The organism is Muricoprocola aceti (assembly GCF_025567005.1).
GTDB classification, from domain to species: Bacteria; Bacillota; Clostridia; order Lachnospirales; family Lachnospiraceae; genus Marvinbryantia; species Marvinbryantia aceti.
The window spans coordinates 292877-317834 of sequence record NZ_JAOQKE010000002.1 but is presented as its reverse complement, the minus strand read 5'-3'; the positions used below and the strand labels follow the sequence as shown (position 1 = coordinate 317834).

Here is a 24958-nt window from a genome sequence, read left to right as displayed (position 1 = left end):
GTTTGTTTGCATTGTTTTCACAAATTAAACACATATTTCCATTAATATTAGTCTCAGAAACAAGGAAGAGAGATAAGAGATCAGAACATCGATCTTCTTGAAATAACGACAGAAACCATAAGGAGGTATGGATGATGAATAAAGCGAAAAAATTAGGTATCGCTCTTGCAGTGATTACCATTACAGGAACAGCTGGTACAGTAATTGGAGTAAACACATATAATGAGAGAATGGCAGGTGTACAGGCCGAGGAGTCTACTGAGACTGAGACAGAGGCCAGCACCGATAGTGGTATTACACTTGGAGCAGACACTTCTACAGAAGCAGATGCGACATCTACAGATACCAGTTATCTGCCGAATGTAAAAGCGATTGCCCAGAATGCAATGCCTTCTATCGTAGCTATCACGAACCAGAGCAAAGAGACCATTCAGTTCTGGGGACAGGAATACGAGCAGGACAGCGAGAGCACAGGTTCAGGTATCATCGTTGGTAAAAGTAATACAGAACTTCTGATCGCTACGAATAACCACGTAGTACAGAATGCAGATCAGCTGACCGTTCTCTTTAGCGCAGACACTGAGAATGAAGAGGATAAGATGGTTACCGCACAGGTAAAGGGAACTGATTCTTCTCTGGATCTGGCAGTAGTTGCAGTCAAACTGGAAGATATCCCACAGGATGTTATGGATCAGATTAAAGTCATCGAGATCGGTGATTCTGATCAGGTAAATGTTGGTGACTGGTCAATCGCCATTGGTAATGCCCTTGGATATGGACAGTCTGTAACATTTGGTATTGTCAGTGCACTGAATCGTGAAGTTACTCTTTCCACAGACAATGGTGAGATTACACAGAATATGATTCAGACAGATGCAGCAATCAACTTTGGTAACAGTGGTGGAGCACTTCTGGATGAAAATGGACGTCTGATTGGTATCAACTCCGCAAAAGCATCCAGCACCGGTGTAGAGGGTATGGGTTATGCGATCCCGATTAATACAGCAAAATCTGTTATTGAGGATCTGATGAACCAGACCACCAGAACAAAAGCCGATGCAGATAAAGCAGGTGCCCTTGGTGTTCGTGTCACCAATGTATCAGAAGAAGCAAGACAGATGTACAATATCCCTGCAGGTGCTTATGTATATGAAGTAACAGATGGCAGTGCAGCAGCAGAAGCCGGCATCAAACAGGGTGATATCATTACCAAACTGGATAAGACAACCGTAAGCTCTATGAGTGAACTCCTTGACAGAATCCAGTACTATGAAGCTGGTGAGACAGTTGATGTAACAGTGAAGAGAGCCGGTGACAATGGATATCAGGAACAGGTAATCTCCGTTACACTGCAGGCAAAGGAGAACACAGACAGTTCTTCTGACAGCTCATCTGATGAAGAAAGCACAGAAGAGTACCAGGATGACCAGTCAGACAATGGTGACTGGATGCAGAGTCCGGATCAGAGCGAAACACAGCCTGGAAGAAAGGCTACTGGATTTGGATATTTCTTCTAAAATCCGTTAACCATAGATGTAACTGTTAACAAGTTTTTTTCAAGTTTTTAAACCCCTCCCTTTTAATGAAATATGATATGTGATACCAGGGTCAAAAGCCAGAAGCCACGATGTGCCTGCACAAGAGAGGCTTCATGGCTTAATGACTCAAAGGGTATCGAAAAATCGAATCCATATGGGTTCGATTTTTTTCTGCAATAGTAAGCTTGCCTTCAGAAAATCTTAAGAACCCCCAAAAATTCTTTAAGGAACATAACATAACCTGTTCACATTTGTTCATTAAAATGTAACCTGTACATGAGGACGACTGTTTAAATGCAGTTGTGACTGTTCAGAACCCATTGTTCTGTGAGGACACTGAACAGATATAAGATATGCAGAAGGAGGGAAAGTATGCATAAGAAGAGATTTTGGATTACATCATGTATCCTGGCAGCAGGTTTTACCATGAATATGGTGGGCGCAGTTGGCGCAGCTGATGCAGAAAAAGGGGAGCTTATTTTTGCACAGTGTGAGGAATATATCAATGTTCGTTCCGAAGCAGATGAGAACAGTGAGGTAGTAGCCAAGCTGTATAATGACGGATCAGCGACTGTAGAAGAAACAGAGGACAACGGATGGTATAAGATCAAATCCGGTAATGCCGAAGGATATGTGAAGGCGGAGTATTTCGCAACCGGAGAACAGGCGAAGGAGATTGCCGATCAGGTTGCATATAATGTGGCGGTTGTCAACGCAGAAGCATTGAATATCAGGACAGCTCCTTCTGAGGAGTCAGATGTCATTGATGTGGCAGAGCAGTCACAGGAGCTGGAGGTAGTCGATACCAGTGGTGACTGGGCAACGGTAGCACTGGGAAATGATGTATATGGATTTATCCATCCAGACTACTGTGAATATAAGACTTATTATCCTACTGCTGTGACTTTGGAGGAAGAAGCAGCCAGAGAAGAGGCTATGCGTCGTGCAGAAGAAGCAAAGGCTCAGGCAGCAGAAGAAGCTTCTTATAAAGAAGCTGCTGACAGTGGTGAAGAAGTCAGCGAGGATATCTCTTACAGTGAGGAAAGCGTCAGCCCAGATACTTCTTATGATGATGGAAGCGTCAGCCCAGATACGTCTTATGATGATGGAAGTGCCAGCACAGATACGTCTTATGATGATGGAAGTGCCAGCACGGATACGTCTTATGACAATGGAAGTACCGGCACAGATACGTCTTATGACAATGGAAGTACCGGCACAGATACGTCTTATGACAATGGAAGTACCAGCACAGATATGTCTTATGACAACGGAAGTACCGGAACAGATACATCTTATGACAACGGAAGTACTGGAACGGACACATCTTATGATAATGGAAGTACTGGAACGGATACGTCTTATGATAATGGAAATACCGGCATGGATACTACTACAGACAGCTCTGCCAGTGACAGTTCCCTGGGACAGCAGATCGCAGATTATGCGGTACAGTTCGTAGGTAATCCATATGTCTATGGTGGAACCAGCCTGACGAATGGAACGGACTGTTCTGGATTTACGATGTCTGTTATGGCAAATTTCGGTATAGGGCTTGCCCGCACAGCAGCGGATCAGTCATACGGCGGAACATCCGTAGCGATCAGCGATATCATGCCGGGTGATCTTCTCTTCTATTCAGATGGAAGCGGAATCAGCCATGTGGCTCTGTACATAGGTGGTGGACAGATCGTCCATGCAGCAACAGAATCACAGGGAATCATTATTTCCAATTATAACTATGATACACCGGTATGCGCAGCAAGATACTGGTAAGATAAAAATAGAATAAAAATTCATCGGAACACTCCCGGAGGGCTTTACCTTTCGGGAGTGTTTTGTGTTATACTGGCAGAAAACCAGAAGCTTATACGGCCGTTCTTCAGGCTGTGAAGGATGGAAGGATCAGCGAAGAGCGAATCGATGCATTAGCAGAGCGGGTGAAAAGAACAAAGATGGGATGACACGAGAAAAAAAGTATTGTATACTGGCAAAAGACAAGTGCACATTTGAGATAGGGCAATCCTGACGAAAGGTGAAAAAATGGACATTCGATCAATTCGGTATTTTATGGAAGCAGCACGGGAACTGAATATTACGAGAGCAGCGGAGAATCTGCATATTGCACAGCCACCGCTGTCCAGACAGATTCATCAGCTGGAGGAGGAACTGGGAGTAGAACTGTTTGAACGGAAAAAGAAAAAGCTGCAGCTTACAGAAGTCGGTCAGCTCCTGCTTCATCGTGGGGATCAGATCGTAACACTGGTAGAGAAGACGGAGGATGAGATCCGTGCCTTTGGAAAAGGAGTAACCGGAACCCTGTATCTGGGCACAGTAGAAGGAAGTGCACCAAAGATGATCTCCCGGTGGGTGGCAGAATTTTCCTGGCGTTATCCGGAAGTACAATATAATCTCTGGAACGGCAGCAGTGATGATGTCATCAGCAGACTGTCGAAGGGATTGTGTGATCTGGCAGTGATTGCTGCACCCTATGATACAGAGCGCTGGGAGGGAATTCCGGTAGGGTCAGAACCATGGGCGGCATTGATACCTCATGATCATCCGCTGGCCAAGGCACCAGGGGATTTTGTGTCGCTGAGTGATCTGGCTGGAGAGCCGCTGATTATCCCATCCAGAAAGTCCAGAGCGAAAGAGATACGTGGATGGTTTGAAAAGATTAAAGAAGAACCAAAGATACTCTGTGAGATCAGCAACTATATGAATGCCTTTGCACTGGTGAAGGCAAAAGTCGGGATTGCGATTTTCCCGGCGACGATGGACTTTGGCATGACTCATACGCAGGTAGTGACGAAAACGATTGTGAATCCGGGCCATCAGGCAGATTATGTACTGGTCTGGGACAAGAACCGGTCTCTGGAAGGGCTGGCAGAGAAGTTCCTTGGCTGTGTGCAGGAGCTTCAGGAAAAAGAATATCATGGGGAAGAGCAAAAAAAGGAGAAAAGAATGATTAAATTAGTAGCATCGGATGTGGATGGCACTTTGCTGCCGGAGGGCAGCTCAGATATGAATCCGGAATTATATGATGTGATCCGGAGACTGAAGGAGAAAGGAATTGTATTTGCAGCAGCCAGTGGACGCCAGATGAACAGCGTGCGGAGGGTATTTCGGCCGGTGCTGGATGATGTGTACTTTATTTCCAATAATGGAGGGTATGTAAAATATCGGCAGGATGTACTGGCCTGCCGTGCATTTGCACCGGAAATGGCAGAGGAGATCATTACTTATATCAGAACAATGAAAGATACTTTTTCTCTCGTCACTGCACCGGATGGAGATTATACAGACAGTAAAGATCCGGAGATACTTCGCTGGCTGAGAGAAGGATATCGGCTTTCTATAGAAGAAGTGGAAGATATTCTGGAAAAGAAAGACAGACTGGTGAAGATCTCTGCTTTTGTCAAAAATCAGGATGCAGCGCAGGCGGCGCAGCCGGCAATCGAAAAGTTCGCCGGCCGGGCACTGGTGACTGCAGCCGGAGAGCACTGGATTGATTTCACGGCATTGGGATCCGAGAAAGGAAATGCCTTAAAGGAATTGCAGGAACGTCTGGGCGTGACAGCAGAGGAGACCATGGCATTTGGAGATAATAACAATGATATCAGTATGCTGAAGTGTGCCGGAGAGAGTTATGCAGTGGCAGAGGCCAGAGAAGAGGTAAAAGCGGTCAGTAAGTATGTGCTGCCGGCGGAAGCGGACAGTGTATTGCATGTGTTGAAGACACTGTTATAGGGAGTGAGAAGATGAGATATACTGTTCCGGATTATTATAAGAAGTTCCAGTGCCTGGCAGACAAATGCCCTGCGACCTGCTGCGCAGGATGGCAGATTGTGATTGATCAGAAGTCACTGAAGAGATATCGAAAAGCAAAGGGCAGTTTTGGCAACCGTATCCGTAATTCGGTGAACTGGAAAGAAGAGACTTTTTTACAGTATGGAGATCGCAGATGCGCTTTTCTCAATGATGAGAATCTCTGTGACATGCATATCGAGGCGGGACCGGAGATGATGTGTTCCACATGCCGGAAGTATCCGAGACATATCGAAGAGTTCGAAAATGAACGGGAGATTACCCTGTCCTTGTCCTGTCCGGCGGTGGCGGAGATGATTCTTGAGAAAAAAGAACCAGTGACCATGCGTACGGCGGAAGACGACAGAGAAGAGGAAGAAGAGGAGTTTGACTTTTTCCTGTATTCTGCTTTGCAGGATACCAGAGCGGTGATGATCGGGATGCTGCAGGATCGGACGATTCCGGTGCATCTGCGGATGGCAGAAGTACTGGCACTGGGGAATGATGTACAGAATCGGATCCGGGCAGAAAAGATCTTTGAGATCGAGACGGTATTGGAACGTTATCGGGGGGCGAAGGCGCAGAAGCGGCTACAGCAGAAGATATTGTCTACCTCTGAACCAGGAGAAGCAGATGCATTACTGTGTGTGCCGGAGCGTTTTGAAGTACTGGATCCAGCCTGGAAAAAAGATCTGCAGATCTGGAAGCGCTGTGCAGAAACAAAGCATTCAGGTGTTATTCCAGAGCATGAAATCGAGCAGATGGTGGTATATTATCTGTATACGTATTTTTGCGGAGCAGTCTATGACGCAGATGCGCAGGCCAAGGTGAAGATGGCGATTGTCAGTACCCTCATCTGGGAAGAACTGGTCCGGGCAGCAGGAGCACAGAAGGGCGAAGCACTTTCTTTTGATGAACGTGTCACACTGGCCTGTCGTTATTCCAGAGAACTGGAGCATTCTGATCCGAATCTGAACTGCATGGAAGAACAGATGAATCATTTCCCGGAAGCAGGATTTCATGAGCTGATGGGAATGCTTGCTGCAAGGGCGAAAGTTGACAGAAACAGGTGATTTGCTTATAATATCAGATTAGTGGGAAGCAACTCGCCTGACATCGTCAGTCGGGTTGGGTTTGAATAGAAAGAAGGAATGAATATGACAAAAGTAGATATTATCTCAGGATTTTTGGGCGCAGGAAAGACAACACTGATCAAGAAGCTGCTGAAGGAAGTATATGCGAATCAGCAGGTTGTGCTGATCGAGAATGAATTTGGTGAGATCGGTATCGATGGCGGTTTTCTGAAAGAAGCCGGTATCAATATTACAGAGATGAATTCAGGATGTATCTGCTGCTCTCTGGTAGGTGACTTTGGTAAGGCACTGAAAGAGGTAACAGAAAAATATCATCCGGATCGTATTATTATCGAGCCATCCGGAGTAGGCAAATTGTCTGATGTAAGAAAAGCAGTGGAAGATGCAGCAGAAGCTGCACAGCTGGAAGTGAACAGTCTGATCACAGTAGCCAATGCTGCAAAGATCAAGATGTATATGAGAACCTTTGGTGAGTTCTATAACAATCAGGTGGAAAATGCCGGAGCGATTATTTTAAGCAGAACACAGAGCATGACAGAGGAAAAGCAGATGGAAGCAGCAGCACTGGTACGTGAGAAGAACCCGAATGCGGTGATTATCACAACACCATGGGATGAACTGACCGGTCAGCAGATCCTGGATGCAATCGAGGGAACTCATTCCCTGGCTAAAGAACTGATGGAAGAACATGAACATGAGCATCATCATCATGATGGCGAATGTGGATGCGGCCATGACCATGATCATGAAGAACATGAACACCATCATGAGCATCATCATGATGGCGAATGTGGATGCGGTCATGACCACGATCATGAAGACCACGAACATGAACATCATTATGATGAAAATGGTGTCTGCAGCTGTGGACATCACCATGACCATGATCATCACCATCATCATGCAGATGAAGTATTTACTTCCTGGGGTAAAGAGACTCCGCGTAAATATAGCAGGGATGAGCTGGAACATATTCTGAAGACTCTGAATGAAGCAGAGGATCTGGGTATGGTGCTGCGTGCCAAAGGTATGCTTCCTTGCACAGATGGTACCTGGATGCATTTTGACCTGGTACCGGGTGAATATGAGATCCGTACCGGAGCAGCAGATTACACAGGCAGACTGTGTGTGATCGGTTCCAAATTAAAAGAAGAGAAGCTGGAAGAGCTGTTTCTTCTGAAATAAATATAGATGAGAAATGCGATGCCGGGAAGATATTCCCGGTATCGCTGAATATATGAGATAGAAAGTAGAGAAAATCATGCAAAAAATTCCAGTATATATGATTACAGGATTCCTGGAGAGCGGAAAGACCAGTTTCCTTCAGGATATCGTGACAGATGAAGACTTTACAGAAGGACAGAGATGTCTCCTGATCGTCTGCGAAGAGGGCGAAGTAGAGTATAACAACGAAGACCTCTGCGGTAACAACATTACTATGATTACCGTGGATGAGGAAGAAAAGATGAATACAGATTTCCTGAAATACTGTATTCGTCAGTACACACCGAAGAAGATCTTTATCGAGATGAATGGTATGTGGGATTATAAATGGGTATTTGAGTGGGGGCAGATGGATCGTCTGGTACTGGCACAGGTTATTACCCTGGTGGATGGAATCACGTTCCCTGTTTATCTGAATAACATGAGAAGCCTGTTCAGCAATATGTTCCAGTATACCGAGATGGTGATTTTCAATCGCTGTGATGAGAGCATGGATCTGCATTCTTATCGCAGAACTGTGCGCAGCCTGAATCCGAGAGCCATGGTATACTTTGAAGGAGAAGACGGAGAACCGATCGACCCGGGCGCTGAAGTGCCGCCATTTGACTTCAATGCTGATGTGATCAATATCGAAGATATGGACTATGGTCTGTGGTTCCTGGACGCTTCTGACAATCCGGAGCGTTATGAAGGGAAGACTGTTCGATTCCTTGCAAAAGTCATGAAGTCCAGAAGAATGCCAGAAGGTATGATCGTTCCGGGACGAAATGCCATGACCTGCTGTGCAGATGATATCCGGTTTATCGGCTATCTGTGCAAGGCAGATTTTATCAGTGAACTGAAGACACGCCAGTGGATCTATCTGACGGCGAAGATTCATTATGAATATCAGAAAGATTACGGAGAAGAAGGCCCGGTGCTGTACGGTATCAGCTATGAGCCGGCAGAAGCACCAGAAGATGATCTGGTATACTTCAATTAAATAAAATTTTCAGGAAGCGCTTCGGCGCTTCTTTTTTTGAATATAAAAAAAACGACAGATTTTTACAAAAATTTACCTAAATTTTACTAAAAAACCTATTCCTTTTTGTGAGAATTGTGGTACAATTACTATATCCATGATATTTAGGGGGATTATGAAAAATGGCAAAAGAAATTATTGCAATGCTTCTTGCCGGTGGACAGGGTTCCAGACTATATGCGCTGACCCAGAACCTGGCAAAACCTGCAGTTCCTTTTGGTGGCAAGTATCGAATCATCGACTTTCCACTTTCAAACTGCATTAATTCCGGAATCGATACGGTCGGCGTACTGACCCAGTATCAGCCGCTTGTTCTGAACGAATATATTGGAAATGGACAGCCATGGGATCTTGACCGCGTACACGGTGGTGTCCATGTGCTTCCACCATATCAGCAGGCAGCAGGATCTGACTGGTATAAGGGTACTGCGAATGCGATTTACCAGAATATTTCCTTTATTGAACGTTATGATCCAAAGTATGTTATTATTCTGTCCGGCGACCAGATCTGCAAACAGGATTACAGTGATTTCCTTCGTTTTCACAAGGAAAAAGGTGCTGAATTCTCTGTTGCTGTTATGGAAGTGCCTTGGGATGAAGCATCCCGTTTTGGCCTAATGGTTGCGGATGAGAACGATAAGATTACCGAATTCCAGGAGAAGCCTGAGCATCCGAAGTCCAATCTGGCTTCTATGGGTATCTACATATTCAACTGGGATGTCCTGAAGAAGTATCTGGAAGAGGATGAAGCAGATCCTCGGTCTGAGAATGACTTTGGTAACAACATCATTCCGAATCTGCTTCGTGATGGCCGCCAGATGTATGCATATCATTTCAGTGGTTACTGGAAGGATGTAGGAACGATCTCTTCACTCTGGGAAGCAAACATGGAAGTGCTGGATCCGGAACACAGTGGTATCAACCTGTTTGATGATGACTGGAAGATCTACAGCCGTAACAGTGGTATGACCGGACATAAGATCGCAGCCGGTGCCATCGTAGAGAATTCCATGATTACAGATGGATGCCGTATTCAGGGTACCGTAAAGCACTCTGTATTATATTCTGGCGTAAAAGTAGAGGACGGTGCCGTTGTGGAAGACGCCGTTGTAATGGGCGGATGCGTGATTAAGTCTGGCGCAGTAGTCCGTCATTGTATCATTGCAGAAAAGGCAGTGATCGGTGAGAATGCAGTCGTAGGCGCAGCACCGGAAGGTGCAGAAAAAGGCGTGGCTACGATCGGTCCTGGTGTTTATATTGGTGACGGTGCCAAGGTAGGACCGAATGCAATGGTAAGAGAAAATGTAGAAGGTGGTGAAGAAGTATGTTAACATCCAGCGAAAATGCACTTGGTATTATTTTTCCTAACAGTTATGATGCTCTGGTTCCGGAATTATCCAATATTCGTCTGATGGCTTCCATCCCTTTTGCAAGCCGTTATCGTATGATTGACTTTATTCTTTCCAGTATGGTCAACTGTGGAATCAGCAATGTAACTGTATTAGTTCGTAATAATTATTTTTCCCTGATGGATCATCTAGGATCCGGACGTGAGTGGGATCTGACCAGAAAGAATGGCGGTCTTCATATCATTCCTCCATTTGCCGAGAAGCAGAACAAGCTGTTTAACGGTCATGTGGAAGCGCTGGCTAACGTGCTGGAATTCCTGAGACATCAGAATGAAAAATATGTATTCTTGTCAGATGCCAATATCGCAGTGAACTTCGACTTCAATGCCATGCTGCAGGCGCACATTGCCAACAATGCAGATGTGACAGCAGCTTATATTGCGGAAGAACTTCCGGAAAGTGCATTAAAACACACCGCCAATGACAGAGGCTTATATTATACCTTTGCTTTGACTGGAACCAGAATCAGCAAGATCTACATCAACCCACGTGATACAGGGGTACAGAACTTCTCCATGAATATTTACTGTATCGAACGCAAGAAACTGATCGATCTGATCAACGCCGCATTTGTACGTGGACAGGTTTACTTTGAACGTGATGTGCTTGCTCCGAATCTGGATTCTCTGAATGTGCAGGGCTTCAAGTACGAAGGTTATGCAGCACGTATCAGCGATATGAAGAGCTACTTCGAAGAGAATATGAAGCTTCTGGATGATGAGAATCTGGATGCATTGTTCTCAGGTAATCCGATCTACACCAAGATTCGTGATGATAACCCAACCAGATACATCCCGGGATCCAGGGTATCCAATGTTATGATAGCTGATGGTTGTGTCATCGAAGGACAGGTAGAGAACAGCGTTTTGTTCCGAGGCGTTAAGATAGAAAAGGGAGCCATTGTCCGGAACTGTATTCTGATGCAGGATACCGTGATTAAAGAGGGTGCGATCGTAGATTACACGATTACCGACAAGCAGGTAGTCATCAGTGCCGGAAAAGAAATGAAAGGTGCTGACACCTTCCCATTGTATATCGCAAAGGGACATCAGGTATAAAATATATGATATGAAATGCAGAAGGGGCCGAATGGCCCCTTTTAATATTTAGCCTGATATTTTTCAAATTTTGAAAAAAGTTTCAGACGAAATAGATGACGAAATACCCCGACTGCTATAATGAACCCAGATAAAGAGATAAGGAACTCGAAAGAGTCAATATAGTATAGAGCATTCGGAGGTAACAACAATGAGAAACGGTATGATGAAAAGAGCAGCAGCACTTCTTCTGGCAGCAACAATGACAGTTCCAGCATATGCAGTATACGCTGAAGATAATACACAGATCGAAGCAGAAGCAGAAGCAGCTGAAGCAGAAGCAAAAGCCGAAGCAGAGAGACAGGCAGCAGAAGCAGCAGCACAGGCTGAAGCAGAGAGACAGGCAGCAGAGGCAGCAGCACAGGCTGAAGCAGAAAGACAGGCAGCAGAGGCAGCAGCACAGGCTGAAGCAGAAAGACAGGCAGCAGAAGCAGCAGCACAGGCTGAAGCAGAAAAACAGGCAGCAGAAGCAGCAGCACAGGCTGAAGCAGAAAGACAGGCAGCAGAAGCAGCAGCTCAGACAGAGGCAGCAACGGAAGCACAGACAGAAGCGCAGACAGAAGCCGCCGAGACAGAGGCACAGACAGAAGCAACAGAGGCAGAAGAATATCAGACCTCTTTCAAATTTGAAAATGATGAAGTAGTGATCGTAGTTAAGACTTCTGAAGAAGCAAAGCTTGGCAAAGATACAAAGCTGACAGCTAAGAAACTGGAAGAAGGAAGCGAAAAATACGAAGCAGCAAAAGCAGCTACCATCAACAGCCTGGGAAGTTCTGAAGAAGAACTTTACAGCTTCTATGAAATCGGTTTTGAGAAAGATGGCAAAGAACTGGATGTTCAGGACAGCCACATGACAGTAAATGTTACCTTTAAGAATGAAGCATCAGCAGTTCAGGTTAAGGACGGAGTAGCAAAGAGACTGTAAGAGTTAAGAAAGAGGATCAAGGGTCAATGTGAAATCACATTGGCTCTTTTTTTGCCTAAAAAAACTAATGTTTCAACATTATTTTTTATGTAAAATCGCCATGGGGACGGTGTTTTCCGGCTTTTTTATTGTCCCATGTGGCTCTATACATAGAAAATCTAATACAAAAAGTTGCGGGAAATATTAGAAAAAGATGATTGAATAAAGAAAAGATACATGATATCATAAACATACAAAAGCATAGTATTTCATTTCCAGGTGCGGTTGCACTGTCTGGATTCTGGTCACATTTCAGAAATCTTTATGCTTTCAGAATAATAATGAACAAACGCAGAAGAGATCGAAAGGAATGGAGACACAGACCGGAAGACCTTCTGCAAAAAGGAGGGTAATGGAAGAAAGAAAACAGAATATATCTAACTTGCAAGGACGGTATGAAAAAGAAGCGGAGACATTGGAAGCACGCTATGAAAAGTATCGCACGATTTTGCAGAATCTTACAATTATGAGCGATATGTTTATGCGGAATGTATTAAAGAAAAAAGAGTGTACCGAGTATATTTTGCAAACAATATTAAAAGAAGAAATTCAGGTATTGGATCAGACATTGCAGAAAGATTTTAAGAATCTACAGGGGCGATCAGCGATTTTAGACTGTCTCGCAAGAGACAATCAGAATCGCAGGATGAATGTCGAGATACAGAAGGAAAAAGAAGGTGCATCGCCGAAAAGGGCAAGATATCACAGTGGTCTGATAGATATGAATACTTTAGAACCGGGGCAGGATTTTGGGGAATTGACGGAGAATTATGTGATCTTCATAACCAGAACCGATGTACTGGGGCGGAAAAAGCAGATCTATCATATAGACAGAAGGATCAGAGAAACTGGAGAAGTATTTGACGATAATACTTACATAGTTTATGTAAATGCTGAGATGCAGGATGATACAGAGATAGGAAAACTGGTGCATGATCTGCATTGTAAAAACGCAGAAGATATGTATAGTGAAGTATTGGCACAAAGAGTTCGGGAATTAAAAGAAACAGAGGAGGGAAGAAATATCATGTGTAGAGAAATGGAAGAAATATATAACTGGGGAATTGAACACGAGAGAAAAAATACAGAGCTGGAGAAACAGAAGGCAGAGCAAGAGAAACAGAAGGCAGAACAAGAAAAGCAGAACATAGCAAGGCTCACAACAGTGCTTCTGGAGAATGGCTACGTAGAGGAATGTTTGAGAGCAGCGAATGATGAAGCGTATCAGCGCCAGCTGATGAAAGAATGGAATATTGCATAGGTTAAGAAAGAATCTGAAGGAATCAATGTAAAACACATTGGTTCTTTTTTTGAAAAAATGGTAAAAACGAAATACGTGAAAGAGATCAAGAAATAGTTCGTCTGATATAATAAAGCCATAAAACAGAAATACAAAAGAGATACTCCCGTAGGAGAAAAAATAAATAGTCCGGAGGTATGAAGAATGAAAAACAATATGATGAAAAAAGCAGTAGCGATTCTTTTAGCAGCAACCCTTACAGTTCCGAACTACGCAGTATTAGCTGAAGATAATACACAGATTGAAGCAGAAGCCGAAGCAGCCAGAGCGGCAGAAGAAGCGGCGAGAGCCGAAGCTGAGAGGCAGGCAGCAGAGGCGGCAGCGAGAGCGGAAGCTGAGAGACAGGCAGCAGAGGCTGCGGCGAGAGCCGAAGCCGAGAGACTTGCGGCAGAAGAAGCAGCGAGAGCGGAAGCAGAGAGACTTGCAGCAGAAGAAGCAGCGAGAGCCGAAGCAGAGAGACTTGCAGCAGAAGAAGCAGCGAGAGCCGAAGCAGAGAGACTTGCAGCAGAAGAAGCAGCAAAGGCAGAGGCTGAGAGACTTGCAGCAGAAGAAGCAGCAAAGGCAGAAGCAGAGAGACTTGCAGCAGAAAACACACAGAGCGAAGCAACAGAAGCGACCACAGAAGCAGTGACAGAGGCACCGACCGAGGCTCCGACAGAAGCTGCAACTGAGACAGAGAAAGAAGAAAAAGAGACTGAGAAAGAATATAAGACATCTTTTACATTTGAAAATGAAGAAGTAGTCATTAAAGTAAAAGTTTCTAAGGAAGCAAAGCTCTCCGAGGGTACAGACCTGACAGCGAAAAAGCTGGAAGTGGGAAGCGAAAAATACGAAGCAGCAAAAGCAGCTACCATCAACAGTCTGGGATCTGATGAAGAAGGAACTTACAGCTTCTACGAAATCCGATTTGAAAAAGATGGCGCAGAGCTGGATGTAAAAGATGAACATATGGATATCGATGTTACTTTCAAAGATGCATCATCAGCAGTTCAGGTAAAAGACGGAGAGGCGAAAAGGATTTAGGGAATTTTGAAAACTGGAAAAAGAAATCAGCGGAAGTTGATTTCTTTTTTTCTTACAAGAGTGAAAGGAAATGAAACATCATGCCTTTTATATAGTAGGGAACGACTAAAAAGTAGAAAATGACAGAGTTTATGTCATTTTTGGTTGTTCAAAACAAATTAAAAATGTATTATAATAAATAATATTCCAAACAACAAGTAAGATGGCAAAATCTACAACTTGAGAAAATATCATGAAGAATAGAATTCATAGAAAGGAAGGAAAGCGAAGATGAGAAGAAAGGAAAGAGCAAAACGATTTCTGGCTTTATTACTGGCGTTCACGATGATCTTTACAAGTTCATCTATGAATGTTCTGGCAGCTACCATCGTCGGTGGTTACAAGAACAGTAATAAGCAGACCGAGGCTGGTGACGATACCCAGGCAGAGACCCAGGCATCAGAAACCCAGGCAGCGGAAACGAATGAAGATGGATCGGAGGTGCGACAAAATACGGTCACGTTCGCAACGGATGGTCACGCACATATCGTGATTAATGGAGCAACGGTAGATTCTACCGCCAATGCAAAAGACGGTAAGATCGTATTTGATGTAGTAGTCGAAAATGGTTACGCAGTAGAAAGCGTACTGGTAGACAAGAGCATCCCGGCACGTACACAGGAAGATGGTTCCTATATAATAGAAGGAATTCTGACAGATGAGACAACTGTAGACGTCACTACTGTAGCAGTAGAAACAGAAAGCGAATCTGAGACAGAGAGCGAAACAGAAGTGGCTAAGCCTGCATTCGACTTTTCCGGAACAGAAGATGGTGTCACAGCGACCATCAAAGCAGACGAAGGCGTATTCCCAGCAGGTACAAAAGTAGACCTGAAAGCTCTGACAGATGCTGACAGAGAAATGATCGCAGCAGCAGCAGCAGGAGCCAATCCAGAAGATGTCATCGGACTGGATATCACATTTACATATGAAGGAAAAGAAATCCAGCCAGAAGGAAACGTATCCGTATCCTTCGCAGCAGCAGAAATCGCAACTGCAGAAGTAGATACTGTTTACCATATCGATAATGGTGCGGTAGAAGAAGTGACTGCAAGCCAGGAAGGTGAAAGCCTGGGTTTTACTTCAGATAGTTTTTCACCGTTTGGTATTAGTCTTACAGCGGCAAAAAATACAGAGTATACTGTTGAGGTTGGAAAGACAGTTACAATAGAGGGAACAACCTCTAAGTGGAGTCATAGTTGGAGCGTTATACAAGGTAACGAGTTTGTCACGGTAAAGGCAAATAAGGATAAAGCAGTAGTCACAGGTAAAGCGGAAGGAACTGCAACGATTCAACATCAATATGGGGCAAAGAAAGAAAATTATACGGTGACAGTTACGCCTGGCAAAGTGCGTGTTTATGTATATGTAAACAGTAAAGATGAGATGGATAAACCATATTCACAGGAAGCACTGGATTTGTTACAGGTAGAATATGTTGACCAAAATGGTTATTTCCCAGCAGGTGAAATTACTTTAGATTCATCCTACTTCAATGGAAAAGACCGCAAGAGCAGTAGTCTGATTAATTCAACGTCTGATTGGAATAAATTGCAGGCAGCGCTTGGAACTTTAGATAAATCTAAACTGCAGGTAAACAAAAACAATCAAATCTCAAATTATATCTCACAGGCAGTAGGAGATACAAATAAAAGGTTTGGAAGTCAGTGTACAACACTTGGATATTGGGTGGGACATGGAACATCTTATGGTTTTACAGATCAGACAGTAGAATATCATCTTGACTTGCGATTTAGAACAAATCGAATTATCTTTAAAACCGGTAATAATGATATTAAGACAGGTGCTGCTACAGATGGAAATGAAGTAGATAACAGAGTATATATTACAGGATCTGAAATTCAGGAACCACGAAATGTGAATATACCAAACGGATATAAATTTGTCGGTTACTATCAGGATGCTGATTTTAAAACACCATGGAATGGAATCGGAACAGCATTAACAGCTGATCAGACAGTTTATCTGAAGATTGCACCGATGAAAGATGTGACAGTATACTATGTTCCAGTAGGTAATGGAACAGTTACATTGGATTCTGAACACTTTAATCCTAAAACTGGCAAAGTTTTAGGATCTGAGGCAAAGCCTGCATTAGGTAGTGGATTTGTTGGATGGTATTCAGATAAAGAATGTAAAAACCTTGTAAGTGACGATAAGAAATTTAGTCCTGCTGCACCGGATGATGAGTGGAAGGAAGGAGACTCTTACACCTATTATGCAAAATTTACCGAGAAAACAGGTAGAGCAGGATATAATTTAGTTCTGGCTTCTGCAATGTGGAATGGTAATATACCTCAAAATTTAAAAAATACAGAAGCACAGAAATATCATTATACTTATGGATTTGCAAAAGATGATACATTTACAGTTATTTCAGATGTTCCTATAGCACAGGGGTATGCATTTATTGGATGGCATGATAAAGATCGTGGTGCTGACCACCCATCGGCTATACGGAATGCAGGAGATAAGGTTACTTATATCTATAAGGATAGTAAAGATTATACTCTGGATGCATTATGGGCAAGTTTGAATGCAACTGGAGGAACGTGGGTATATGATGGTACTAAACGATCCATTACAACGGATATAAATATTAATGAAGGAACAGGACTTGCAAAAGAATATGCAGATCAGGCGAAAGAGCTTATAACTGCGGGTGATTTACTATATTCTACAGATAAGGAACATTGGAGTACAACAAAACCAGAATTTATAGATGTAGGTGAATATACCGTATATGTGAAAGAAGATGTTACGGTTGGTGGCAGAACTACTACACTTACGGGGGAAGCAACTGTAACAATCAATCCGGTGGAGATTGAGATCACAGCAAAGAGCGCTGAGAAGCAGTATGACGGAACCGCACTGACAAACAGCGGATATGACATCACTAAGGGAAGCTTCATCGGAGAAGACGGATTTGCAAGCGTGGCGGTAAAAGGAAGCCAGACCATAGTAGGGGAAAGCGACAACACGATCACCGGCTATGAGCTGAAGAAAGGAACGAAGAGCCAGAACTACACCATCACAACCAAGAAAGGCAAACTGAAAGTCACAGACCGTGACACGAAATATGAAGTAACGGTAGTGGCAAAGAGCACAACCGCGACCTATGATGTTGTATAAATAAAGTTGACACCTTATTCTCAAAGAATTCATGTATAATAAAGAGAATAAGGAGGAACTCTCAATGTCACGTACCCAACGTAAATACGACCACGAATATAAGGTCCAGGCTGTCAAACTTGCCAGAGAAATCGGCGGTGCTAAGGCAGCCAAAGAATTAGGTATTCCAGAAGGAACCATCCATACATGGCTGAAAGCAGTTAGAGCAGGCACTTTAGATATTGGCGACGGTGCACATACTCCAGAAAGTGCGATGAGCCTTGCTGAGGAGCTTGCTATGCTCCGCAAACGCGTTAAGGATCAGGATAAAGAAATCCGGCGTCTGAAAGAGGAAAATGAATTTCTCGAGGAAGCAAGTGCTTTTTTCGCAGCCAGCCGTCGGAAGTCAGCAAGAACCAAAGAATGATGTTCATTGCCATAAAAACGGAAGACGGCATGATTAAGGGAAAACTTTCATTCTATTGCCGGATGCTTGGCGTTAGCCGCCAGGGGTTCTACAAATATCTTGCTCATAAAGATCGCCCCTGGAAATATCAGGATCTCGCTGATGCTATGAGAGCAATCAATACAGAGGATGAATGTAATGATACCTATGGGCGTATTCGCATGTATCAGGCACTTCTCCTTAAGAAACCGGAAGGACTCAAGATTCCTAGTGAGCGAACCGTCTACAGGGTCATGGATGAAATTGGCCTTAGTCATCAACCAAAGCGTAAGCCGAATGGTATTACCAAGGCTGATCGGGAAGCTCGTAAGTCAGATGATCTTCTGAAGCGAGATTTCAAATCTGATAAGCCACTTGAAAAATGTGTAACTGACATCACAGAAATCAAGGCTAAAGATGGAAAACTGTATGTTTCAGCTATCTTTGACTGCTTTGATTCCAGTGTCCTTGGTCTGGCAATGGAAACCAACATGAAAGCAACTTTGTGTGAGCATACCCTGGATAATGCCTATCTGGCATATCCTGATCTGCGAGGGGCTATTGTACACTCTGACAGAGGAACACAATATACCAGTGAAACTTATCGTAAGGCTCTTGCTAAATACGGTATTATTCAAAGCATGAACAGTGCTGGTGGCAGGTGCCACGATAATGCCCGATGCGAAAGCATGTGGGCCAGAATGAAAAGCGAGCTTCTGTATGACCGCTACAATACGGAGACTATGACCATAGAGGAACTGAAGGTTCTCATTTGGAGATACTTCATCAGTTACTGGAATAACAGGAGGATCTGCTCTGCCAACGGTGGGCTTCCTCCGATAATTAAGCGACAGAGATACTACCAATCTCTGGAACAGGCTGCATAGGCAGTGATATCTTTGAGATAAATGTGTCAACCAATATTGACAATATCACACCTTCAGCAGTTCTTCCGGGGTATGGACGATGCAGTCCGCCCCGTTTTCTTTTAAGAAACTTTCCGGACGGAATCCCCATGTGACTGCGATTTCTTTCATACCGGCATTGAAAGCAGTCTGGATGTCTACTTCAGAATCGCCGATATAGACTGCCTCGTCTTTGCTGATCTGAAACTTTTCCAAAACCGCCAGTACACTGTCCGGTGCCGGTTTTCTGCGGATGCCTTCCCGCTCGCCCACTGCAAAATCAAACATTCCCCTGAAATAGTCTTCACAGAGAATCTGCACCGCAAAGTCCCCTTTGTTAGAGACTACCGCTGTGAGGATGCCTTTTTCGCGTAAAGTCTTTAAAAGCTCCATGATGCCGCTATAGGGACGGGTTTTCACTGCACAATGGTCTTTGTAATATTCTTTAAATGTAGTAAATACCTGCTCAATCTGCTCATCACTGCTGCCTTTCGGTACCGCACGCTCGATCAGCTTATGTATGCCATTTCCCACAAACCAGCGTACCTCATCAATGGTATGCTCCGGCATATGATAAACAGACAGCGCATAATTCGTGCTGTCTGCCAGATCTTCTAAAGTATCTAAAATGGTTCCGTCTAAATCAAATATGGCTAATTTGTATCTCATATATCTATATCGTCCTTTTTCCGCACTGCCTTAGCTGCTTGGTTTGATCTCATGATACTTCCGTCTCACTCTCCTCGGACATCTCCGTCCACATATCTTCACCAATCGCAGTGCTTTCCTCTTTTATGATTATTTTATAATCTGAATCCACCTGAATATCATATCCGTAGCAGCTTTCTTCACCAGTTTCTGCGTCTTCTACATTGGCATAATAAGTAAACGCTACTCGATAGACATCCGGGTGCAGATCAATCTGGTTATAACTATACCCCACTATCCAGTCATCTTCAAGATCTTTTTCCTTCAGCAGAAGCTGTGTGGCATACTGCTCTGCCACATCTCCCCGGCTGGTACCTACTGCATTTTCAATGGATCTGGCTGCAAACCCATGCAGCATCCATGCAACAAGCAGAATATTTGCTATCAGCACCATAACACTGGCAATCGGACCTTTCTTATCCCGACGCAGGCTTTTCAGGACATGATAATCCAGATAAACCATAAGCCCCAGATTCAACATACAGGTAACAAGATTTGCTCCCTGGGCATGATGATCCCAGAAGCTGTCCGGTATCATAACCGAACACAATACCAGAAAAAATCCTGCCAGCAAAAAAGTAAATGCTCCATAGATTTTCCGGCTCTCCTCATCTGCCCAGTTTTTCCAGAGATAATAGCCGGATACTACCGGTCCTGCAGCAAGAAAACCAACAAAAACAGCACCGCCCAGACTGGCCTGCCCGGACAGCTTAGACAGGATTGTCACAAGCAGAATTACAGGTACGGCAAGATAACCTGCCATCTTATCCTGATGCTGTTGCTGCTTTCGAATCTCTTCCATAGCATGCATCATCTCCGTCACCTCCGCTGATGTGTATAATGTATCTTTTTCTTTCGTCACACTTCCATTTTGAGGCTCCCCATCATTCTTGTCTCCTCCGTCCGTCTGGGAAGTTCCACCCTTTTGTTCTTTCTGGCTATTCCATCCGTCCCGACTCATTGTCTCTGCTTTTTGAAAATTATCTGCATCCTGTACCTCCGACCTCATCAATTCCAGCAATGAGATCCCCAGTGCATCTGCAAGCGGTTCCATGGTGTTAATATCCGGAAATCCCAGTCCTCGTTCCCAACGGCTGACTGCCTTATCCGTCACACCGATCTTCCCTGCAAGCTCTGCCTGCGTCATATGCTGCTGTTTTCTTCGGTCAGAAATAAATGCACCAAACTTCTTTGCATCCATTTATCAGTTCCTCCATCCTTTTCTGACTCTGGTATACACTATAGTGCGCATTTTCGTCAATCGATGAATTGTTTACATGCAAAACTGGCTGATTTTCTGATAATCATAACCACCGGCTTAGCCGGTGGTTTGCACTGCCCCTATAAGGGGCTCATCCCTGCTTGCGCCCGGAAGGCGCACTGAGAGGGTCCGCCTCTTGCACTGCCTTTCACAGGCTGGCCCTAAAGGGCCTTTCTCAGTGCCTCCTACTTCCTGCGCATCCCCTTGGGATTTGCTTATTGCTTCTTTTCCCGGCTTAGCCTTTTAGGCTTATTTTTTTCTGCCTTTTTTTACCGGCTCACCCGTAAACGGGTCTATGTATTCATTTAACGTTAACTGATCATATTCTAAATCATTTTTTAATTGATTCTGAATATATTCTTGTATCTTCTTTGCATTTTTCCCTACCGTATCTACATAGTATCCTCGACACCAGAAATGGCGATTCCCATACTTGTATTTCAGATTTGCATGTTTCTCAAATATCATGAGCGATGACTTTCCTTTTAAATACCCCATTATTTCTGATACACTATATTTTGGTGGTATTCTTACCAACATATGGATATGATCTTTACAGCATTCTGCTTCAATAATCTCAATTCCTTTCTCTTACATAACATGCTCAATATTTCTGCTACATCTGCTTTAATCTGTCCATATATTACCTGTCTACGATATTTCGGTGCAAAAACCAAATGATACTTGCATTCCCATGTTGTATGACTTAAACTGTTCTTATCCATTTTGGATACCTCCTTGATTATATTTTGTGAGTTTTGCGGACCCACTTTTATATTATCACAGGAGGTTTTTTACTTGAAGCTAAAGCTACTCCCTCCACCTGCCGAGCAGGTGGTTTATTTTTCTGCCATACAATGATTCAGGGAGCATATCATTTTCCCGTGATATGCTCCCTGTTTTTATTCATTTTTTCAGTTTTTTCATAGCCCGATATGCTGCTCCCATCATGCCTGCCTGATTTCCAAGCTCAGTCTGCACCAGTTGGATATCTTTGAAATTGTTTTCTACTCTTTCAATCGTTTTTCTTTTCACCTCTTCATATACATATTGTTGTGCCATAATGCCACCGCCCAGCGCTATTTTATCCGGGTCAAAAATATGTATCAGACTGATAAGTCCATAGGTGATTTCATCAATCCAACAATCCACTATTTCTTTTACTCCTGGTCTGTCGATTGCTTCAAAAATTCTGCGTCCACTGTTTAGCTGTGAATCAATTTTCTCAGCATTACGCACCAATGCCGTAGTAGATGCATAGCGTTCATAACATCCTGAAAGCTGCTTCCCAGGCTTCCTCTTTTCCGGGTGAATCAGAATTCCACCAAAATTAGCCGCAGCCCAGTTTTTCCCCTCCAGCACCTCGCCATTAATAATGATGCCACCGCCGATTCCCGTCCCATAGGTCAAGCATAGAAAACAGTTGGTTCCTTTTCCGGCACCGGCCACATATTCTCCAAGTGCCGCTGAATTCACATCATTTTCTACTGCTACCGGAATACCAAATTCTTTCTCCAGATTTTTGGCAATCTCTGTCCCTATGTACCCCGGGATATTCTGATTGGCATAATGTATCGTACCAGTTTCTGCATTCACATCTCCTGCCGTACTGATTCCTATAGCATCTGCCTCCTCGGCATGCAGGCGGTGAAGAATATCTCTCATGCACTGTAATACCCCTTCACCGCCTTTTCGTGTCTCTGTTTTATCCTCGCCACAGGAAGAAAATTCTCGTCCGTCCCAGATACCCGATTTAATTGCGGTTCCTCCTATATCCAATACGGAAATTTTCATTACGCTTCTCCTTTTGCTTTGGCAATTGCTTTCATAAATCGTTGTGCAATTTCAAGCGGTCTTGTAATAGCCCCTCCTACCACGATGGCCCATACTCCAGTAGATAACGCCTTTACTGCTTCTTCCGGGCTGTGGATCTTACCTTCACCGATAACCGGAATATCAAGATCTGCCGCCAGATGGCTCATCAACTCATAATCTGGTCCATCTTTAGCTTCTGTGTACGGTGTATATCCACTCATGGTTGTGCCAACTATATCTACTCCGCACTTCCATGCATTCACACCTTCTTCATAGTTAGAAACATCTGCCATTAACATTAGATCTGGATACTTTTCCTTAATCTGAGCAATAAATTCATTGATCGTTGTACCATCTCCTCTTTTCCGTATGGTACAGTCCAATGCTACAATATCAGCCCCTGCTTCCACCAGCTCATCCACTTCTTTCATCGTAGGAGTAATATAGGCATCATATCCTTCATATTGAATCTTAATCAGTCCTATCACTGGTAAGCCAGTCTCCTCTTTAATGGCAACTACATCCCGAACCCCACTGGTCCGAATCATAGTGGCACCAGCCTGTTTTGCGGCTCTTGCCATTAAATACATTACTGACTTTTCTTCTACATATAAAGGTTCACCCTTAACTGCCTGGCAGGATACAATCATTCGTCCGTGAATGGCATCCAGCAGTTCTTTTTTTGTCATGATTTTGTTCCTCCTGCTTTATGCTTCTTACAATGCATTTTGCCGCCTCAAGTGCCTGCATTAGCAGACAGCAGCTTATATCCAGCATCATTTGATAAGACTCATTGCCGCCTCATCTGCCACAACCACCAGGTCTTTGTGCAATTGCAGTATAGATGCCGGAACCTGTGACGTAACTGGTCCAAATAATGATTTTTTTAATATTTCTGCCTTATCCTCTCCGCTGACAATCAGCAGTATTTTTTTTGCTTTCATAATGGTATTGATTCCCATAGTATAAGCATGACGTGGCACATCATCTGCTGAAGTAAAAAAGCGTTTATTAGCTTCTATTGTGCTCTCTGTCAATGCCACGCAATGTGTATTCTTTACAAATTCATCTGCCGGTTCATTAAAACCAATATGACCATTATGTCCCAGTCCAAGCAGCTGCAGATCTGCACCCCCATATTGTTCAATCAGACTTTCATAACGTGCACATTCTGCATCTCCATCTTCTTTTGTTCCATCTGGAATATTCACACGCTCCATATTAATATTGATATCTTTAAACAAATGATGATACATAAAATAATAATAACTCTGATCATTCTCTCTGGATAATCCCTTATATTCATCCAAATTCACTGTTGTAATCTCTGAAAAATCAAGATCTTTGTTCTGATATCCTTTTATCAGATATTCATAGGTTCCGATTGGCGTGGAACCTGTTGCAAGCCCTAATACACTATCTGGTTTCAAAACAACCTGTGCGCCGATAATCCCGGCAGCTTTTCTGCTCATTTTCTGATAGTCTTTTGTACAATATAGCCTCATTCTTTTCTCCAATTCTCATCCAATTTCTGCACCAGATTATTTTTGCAGTTCTTCCCAGATCATTTCTGCCAGCTGTCTGTGTCCTTTTGCAGAAAGATGCATATAGTCTATCGTATTCATATCCATACTTGCTGCATCCAGGAAACGCACTTTCTCTAGTTTTGCCATGATGCTGTATTCTCTTGCCAGCTGATAAGATTTATCAGAACTGATCCCCATCTCGCCAGCTACAAAACTGCTTTCACATTCTTTCCTAATCGGTGCCGGAGAAATCACAATGATGTCCGGTACTCCATTCCATACTGGCATGCCCTTTGCTTTTTCTACCAGTCGCTTCATACCATCTGCAATGTTCTTTGGTGTTGCAGAGAACCGTTCTTTGCAATCATTGGTACCCAACATAATGATTAATGTATCAAATGGTCCATGACTCATCAGACAAGGGTATATGTAATCCATTCCAGCCATCCCCTCATTAATTGGATCCCGATAGCAGGTTGTCCGCCCACTTAATCCTTCTTCTATAATCGTATAATCTGGACCTGCCAGCTTCTGCAATACGCAGGTCCATCTTGTATTTTCGTCAAATCTTCCATCGGTGATTGCATCATATCCATATGTATTAGAATCACCAAAGCATACTATTCTCTTCATTTTTTCTCCTTACAATC

General features: G+C 43.6%; 21 protein-coding genes and 1 pseudogene. 15 read left to right on the top strand and 7 right to left on the bottom strand.

Annotation, left to right across the window (positions count from 1 at the left end; translation table 11 throughout):
* Window positions 1-134: 134 nt before the first annotated feature.
* From OCV47_RS03635 to OCV47_RS03565, 15 genes are all read left to right on the top strand, one after another.
* Window positions 135-1517, top strand: a complete 1383-nt coding sequence (locus tag OCV47_RS03635; protein WP_262653815.1) for a S1C family serine protease — start codon at window positions 135-137, stop codon at window positions 1515-1517.
* A 393-nt stretch (window positions 1518-1910) separates the two neighbouring features.
* On the top strand, window positions 1911-3314 hold the full coding sequence (locus OCV47_RS03630; protein WP_262653814.1) for a C40 family peptidase: 1404 nt from the start codon (window positions 1911-1913) through the stop codon (window positions 3312-3314).
* A 62-nt stretch (window positions 3315-3376) separates the two neighbouring features.
* A complete protein-coding gene (locus OCV47_RS03625) occupies window positions 3377-3502 on the top strand; it encodes a hypothetical protein (RefSeq protein WP_262653812.1) in 126 nt (41 codons plus the stop codon).
* A 79-nt stretch (window positions 3503-3581) separates the two neighbouring features.
* The gene (locus OCV47_RS03620; RefSeq protein ID WP_262653811.1) at window positions 3582-5288 is read left to right on the top strand and encodes a Cof-type HAD-IIB family hydrolase; all 1707 of its coding nucleotides are present in this window, start codon (window positions 3582-3584) and stop codon (window positions 5286-5288) included.
* A gap of 11 nt (window positions 5289-5299) precedes the next feature.
* Window positions 5300-6418: a flagellin lysine-N-methylase gene (gene fliB / locus OCV47_RS03615; RefSeq protein WP_262653809.1), complete on the top strand. Its 1119-nt coding sequence runs from the start codon at window positions 5300-5302 to the stop codon at window positions 6416-6418.
* Window positions 6419-6502: 84 nt separating this feature from the next.
* Entirely contained in the window at window positions 6503-7624 is a 1122-nt protein-coding gene (locus OCV47_RS03610) for a CobW family GTP-binding protein (protein ID WP_262653808.1), read from the top strand.
* A 76-nt stretch (window positions 7625-7700) separates the two neighbouring features.
* Window positions 7701-8645, top strand: a complete 945-nt coding sequence (locus tag OCV47_RS03605; protein WP_262653807.1) for a TIGR03943 family putative permease subunit — start codon at window positions 7701-7703, stop codon at window positions 8643-8645.
* 161 nt (window positions 8646-8806) lie between these two features.
* Window positions 8807-10015: a glucose-1-phosphate adenylyltransferase gene (locus tag OCV47_RS03600; protein ID WP_262653804.1), complete on the top strand. Its 1209-nt coding sequence runs from the start codon at window positions 8807-8809 to the stop codon at window positions 10013-10015.
* A complete protein-coding gene (gene glgD, locus OCV47_RS03595) occupies window positions 10009-11151 on the top strand; it encodes a glucose-1-phosphate adenylyltransferase subunit GlgD (protein ID WP_262653801.1) in 1143 nt (380 codons plus the stop codon). The genes OCV47_RS03600 and glgD overlap by 7 nt, the downstream gene beginning before the upstream one ends.
* 190 nt (window positions 11152-11341) lie before the next feature.
* Entirely contained in the window at window positions 11342-12115 is a 774-nt protein-coding gene (locus OCV47_RS03590) for a hypothetical protein (RefSeq protein ID WP_262653799.1), read from the top strand.
* Between the two features lie 391 nt (window positions 12116-12506).
* Window positions 12507-13415, top strand: coding sequence for a PD-(D/E)XK nuclease family transposase (locus tag OCV47_RS03585; protein ID WP_262653797.1), 909 nt, complete (start codon window positions 12507-12509; stop codon window positions 13413-13415).
* A 183-nt stretch (window positions 13416-13598) separates the two neighbouring features.
* Window positions 13599-14477, top strand: coding sequence for a hypothetical protein (locus OCV47_RS03580; RefSeq protein WP_262653794.1), 879 nt, complete (start codon window positions 13599-13601; stop codon window positions 14475-14477).
* Between the two features lie 270 nt (window positions 14478-14747).
* Window positions 14748-17669, top strand: coding sequence for an InlB B-repeat-containing protein (locus OCV47_RS03575; protein ID WP_262653793.1), 2922 nt, complete (start codon window positions 14748-14750; stop codon window positions 17667-17669).
* A gap of 64 nt (window positions 17670-17733) precedes the next feature.
* The gene (locus OCV47_RS03570; RefSeq protein ID WP_154433227.1) at window positions 17734-18075 is read left to right on the top strand and encodes a transposase; all 342 of its coding nucleotides are present in this window, start codon (window positions 17734-17736) and stop codon (window positions 18073-18075) included.
* The gene (locus tag OCV47_RS03565) at window positions 18072-18980 is read left to right on the top strand and encodes an IS3 family transposase (protein ID WP_262653792.1); all 909 of its coding nucleotides are present in this window, start codon (window positions 18072-18074) and stop codon (window positions 18978-18980) included. Before OCV47_RS03570 ends, OCV47_RS03565 begins: the two co-directional genes overlap by 4 nt.
* A gap of 45 nt (window positions 18981-19025) precedes the next feature.
* On the opposite strand, the gene OCV47_RS03560 is transcribed toward OCV47_RS03565, so the two are convergent.
* The 7 genes and pseudogenes from OCV47_RS03560 to OCV47_RS03530 form a co-directional block, all read right to left on the bottom strand.
* Window positions 19026-19667 (bottom strand): HAD family hydrolase, encoded by a 642-nt coding sequence (locus tag OCV47_RS03560; protein WP_262653791.1) that lies wholly within the window; start codon window positions 19665-19667, stop codon window positions 19026-19028.
* A gap of 49 nt (window positions 19668-19716) precedes the next feature.
* Window positions 19717-20907 (bottom strand): helix-turn-helix domain-containing protein, encoded by a 1191-nt coding sequence (locus tag OCV47_RS03555; protein ID WP_256298866.1) that lies wholly within the window; start codon window positions 20905-20907, stop codon window positions 19717-19719.
* Window positions 20908-21216: 309 nt separating this feature from the next.
* Window positions 21217-21692, bottom strand: a pseudogene (gene tnpA / locus OCV47_RS03550) (IS200/IS605 family transposase).
* Between the two features lie 181 nt (window positions 21693-21873).
* Window positions 21874-22761, bottom strand: coding sequence for an ROK family protein (locus tag OCV47_RS03545; protein WP_262653790.1), 888 nt, complete (start codon window positions 22759-22761; stop codon window positions 21874-21876).
* Window positions 22761-23471, bottom strand: coding sequence for an N-acetylmannosamine-6-phosphate 2-epimerase (locus OCV47_RS03540; protein ID WP_117448102.1), 711 nt, complete (start codon window positions 23469-23471; stop codon window positions 22761-22763). The genes OCV47_RS03545 and OCV47_RS03540 overlap by 1 nt, the downstream gene beginning before the upstream one ends.
* Before the next feature lie 87 nt (window positions 23472-23558).
* Window positions 23559-24287: a glucosamine-6-phosphate deaminase gene (nagB, locus tag OCV47_RS03535; protein WP_117448101.1), complete on the bottom strand. Its 729-nt coding sequence runs from the start codon at window positions 24285-24287 to the stop codon at window positions 23559-23561.
* 36 nt (window positions 24288-24323) lie between these two features.
* Entirely contained in the window at window positions 24324-24941 is a 618-nt protein-coding gene (locus OCV47_RS03530; RefSeq protein ID WP_117448100.1) for a GDSL-type esterase/lipase family protein, read from the bottom strand.
* Window positions 24942-24958 lie beyond the last annotated feature (17 nt).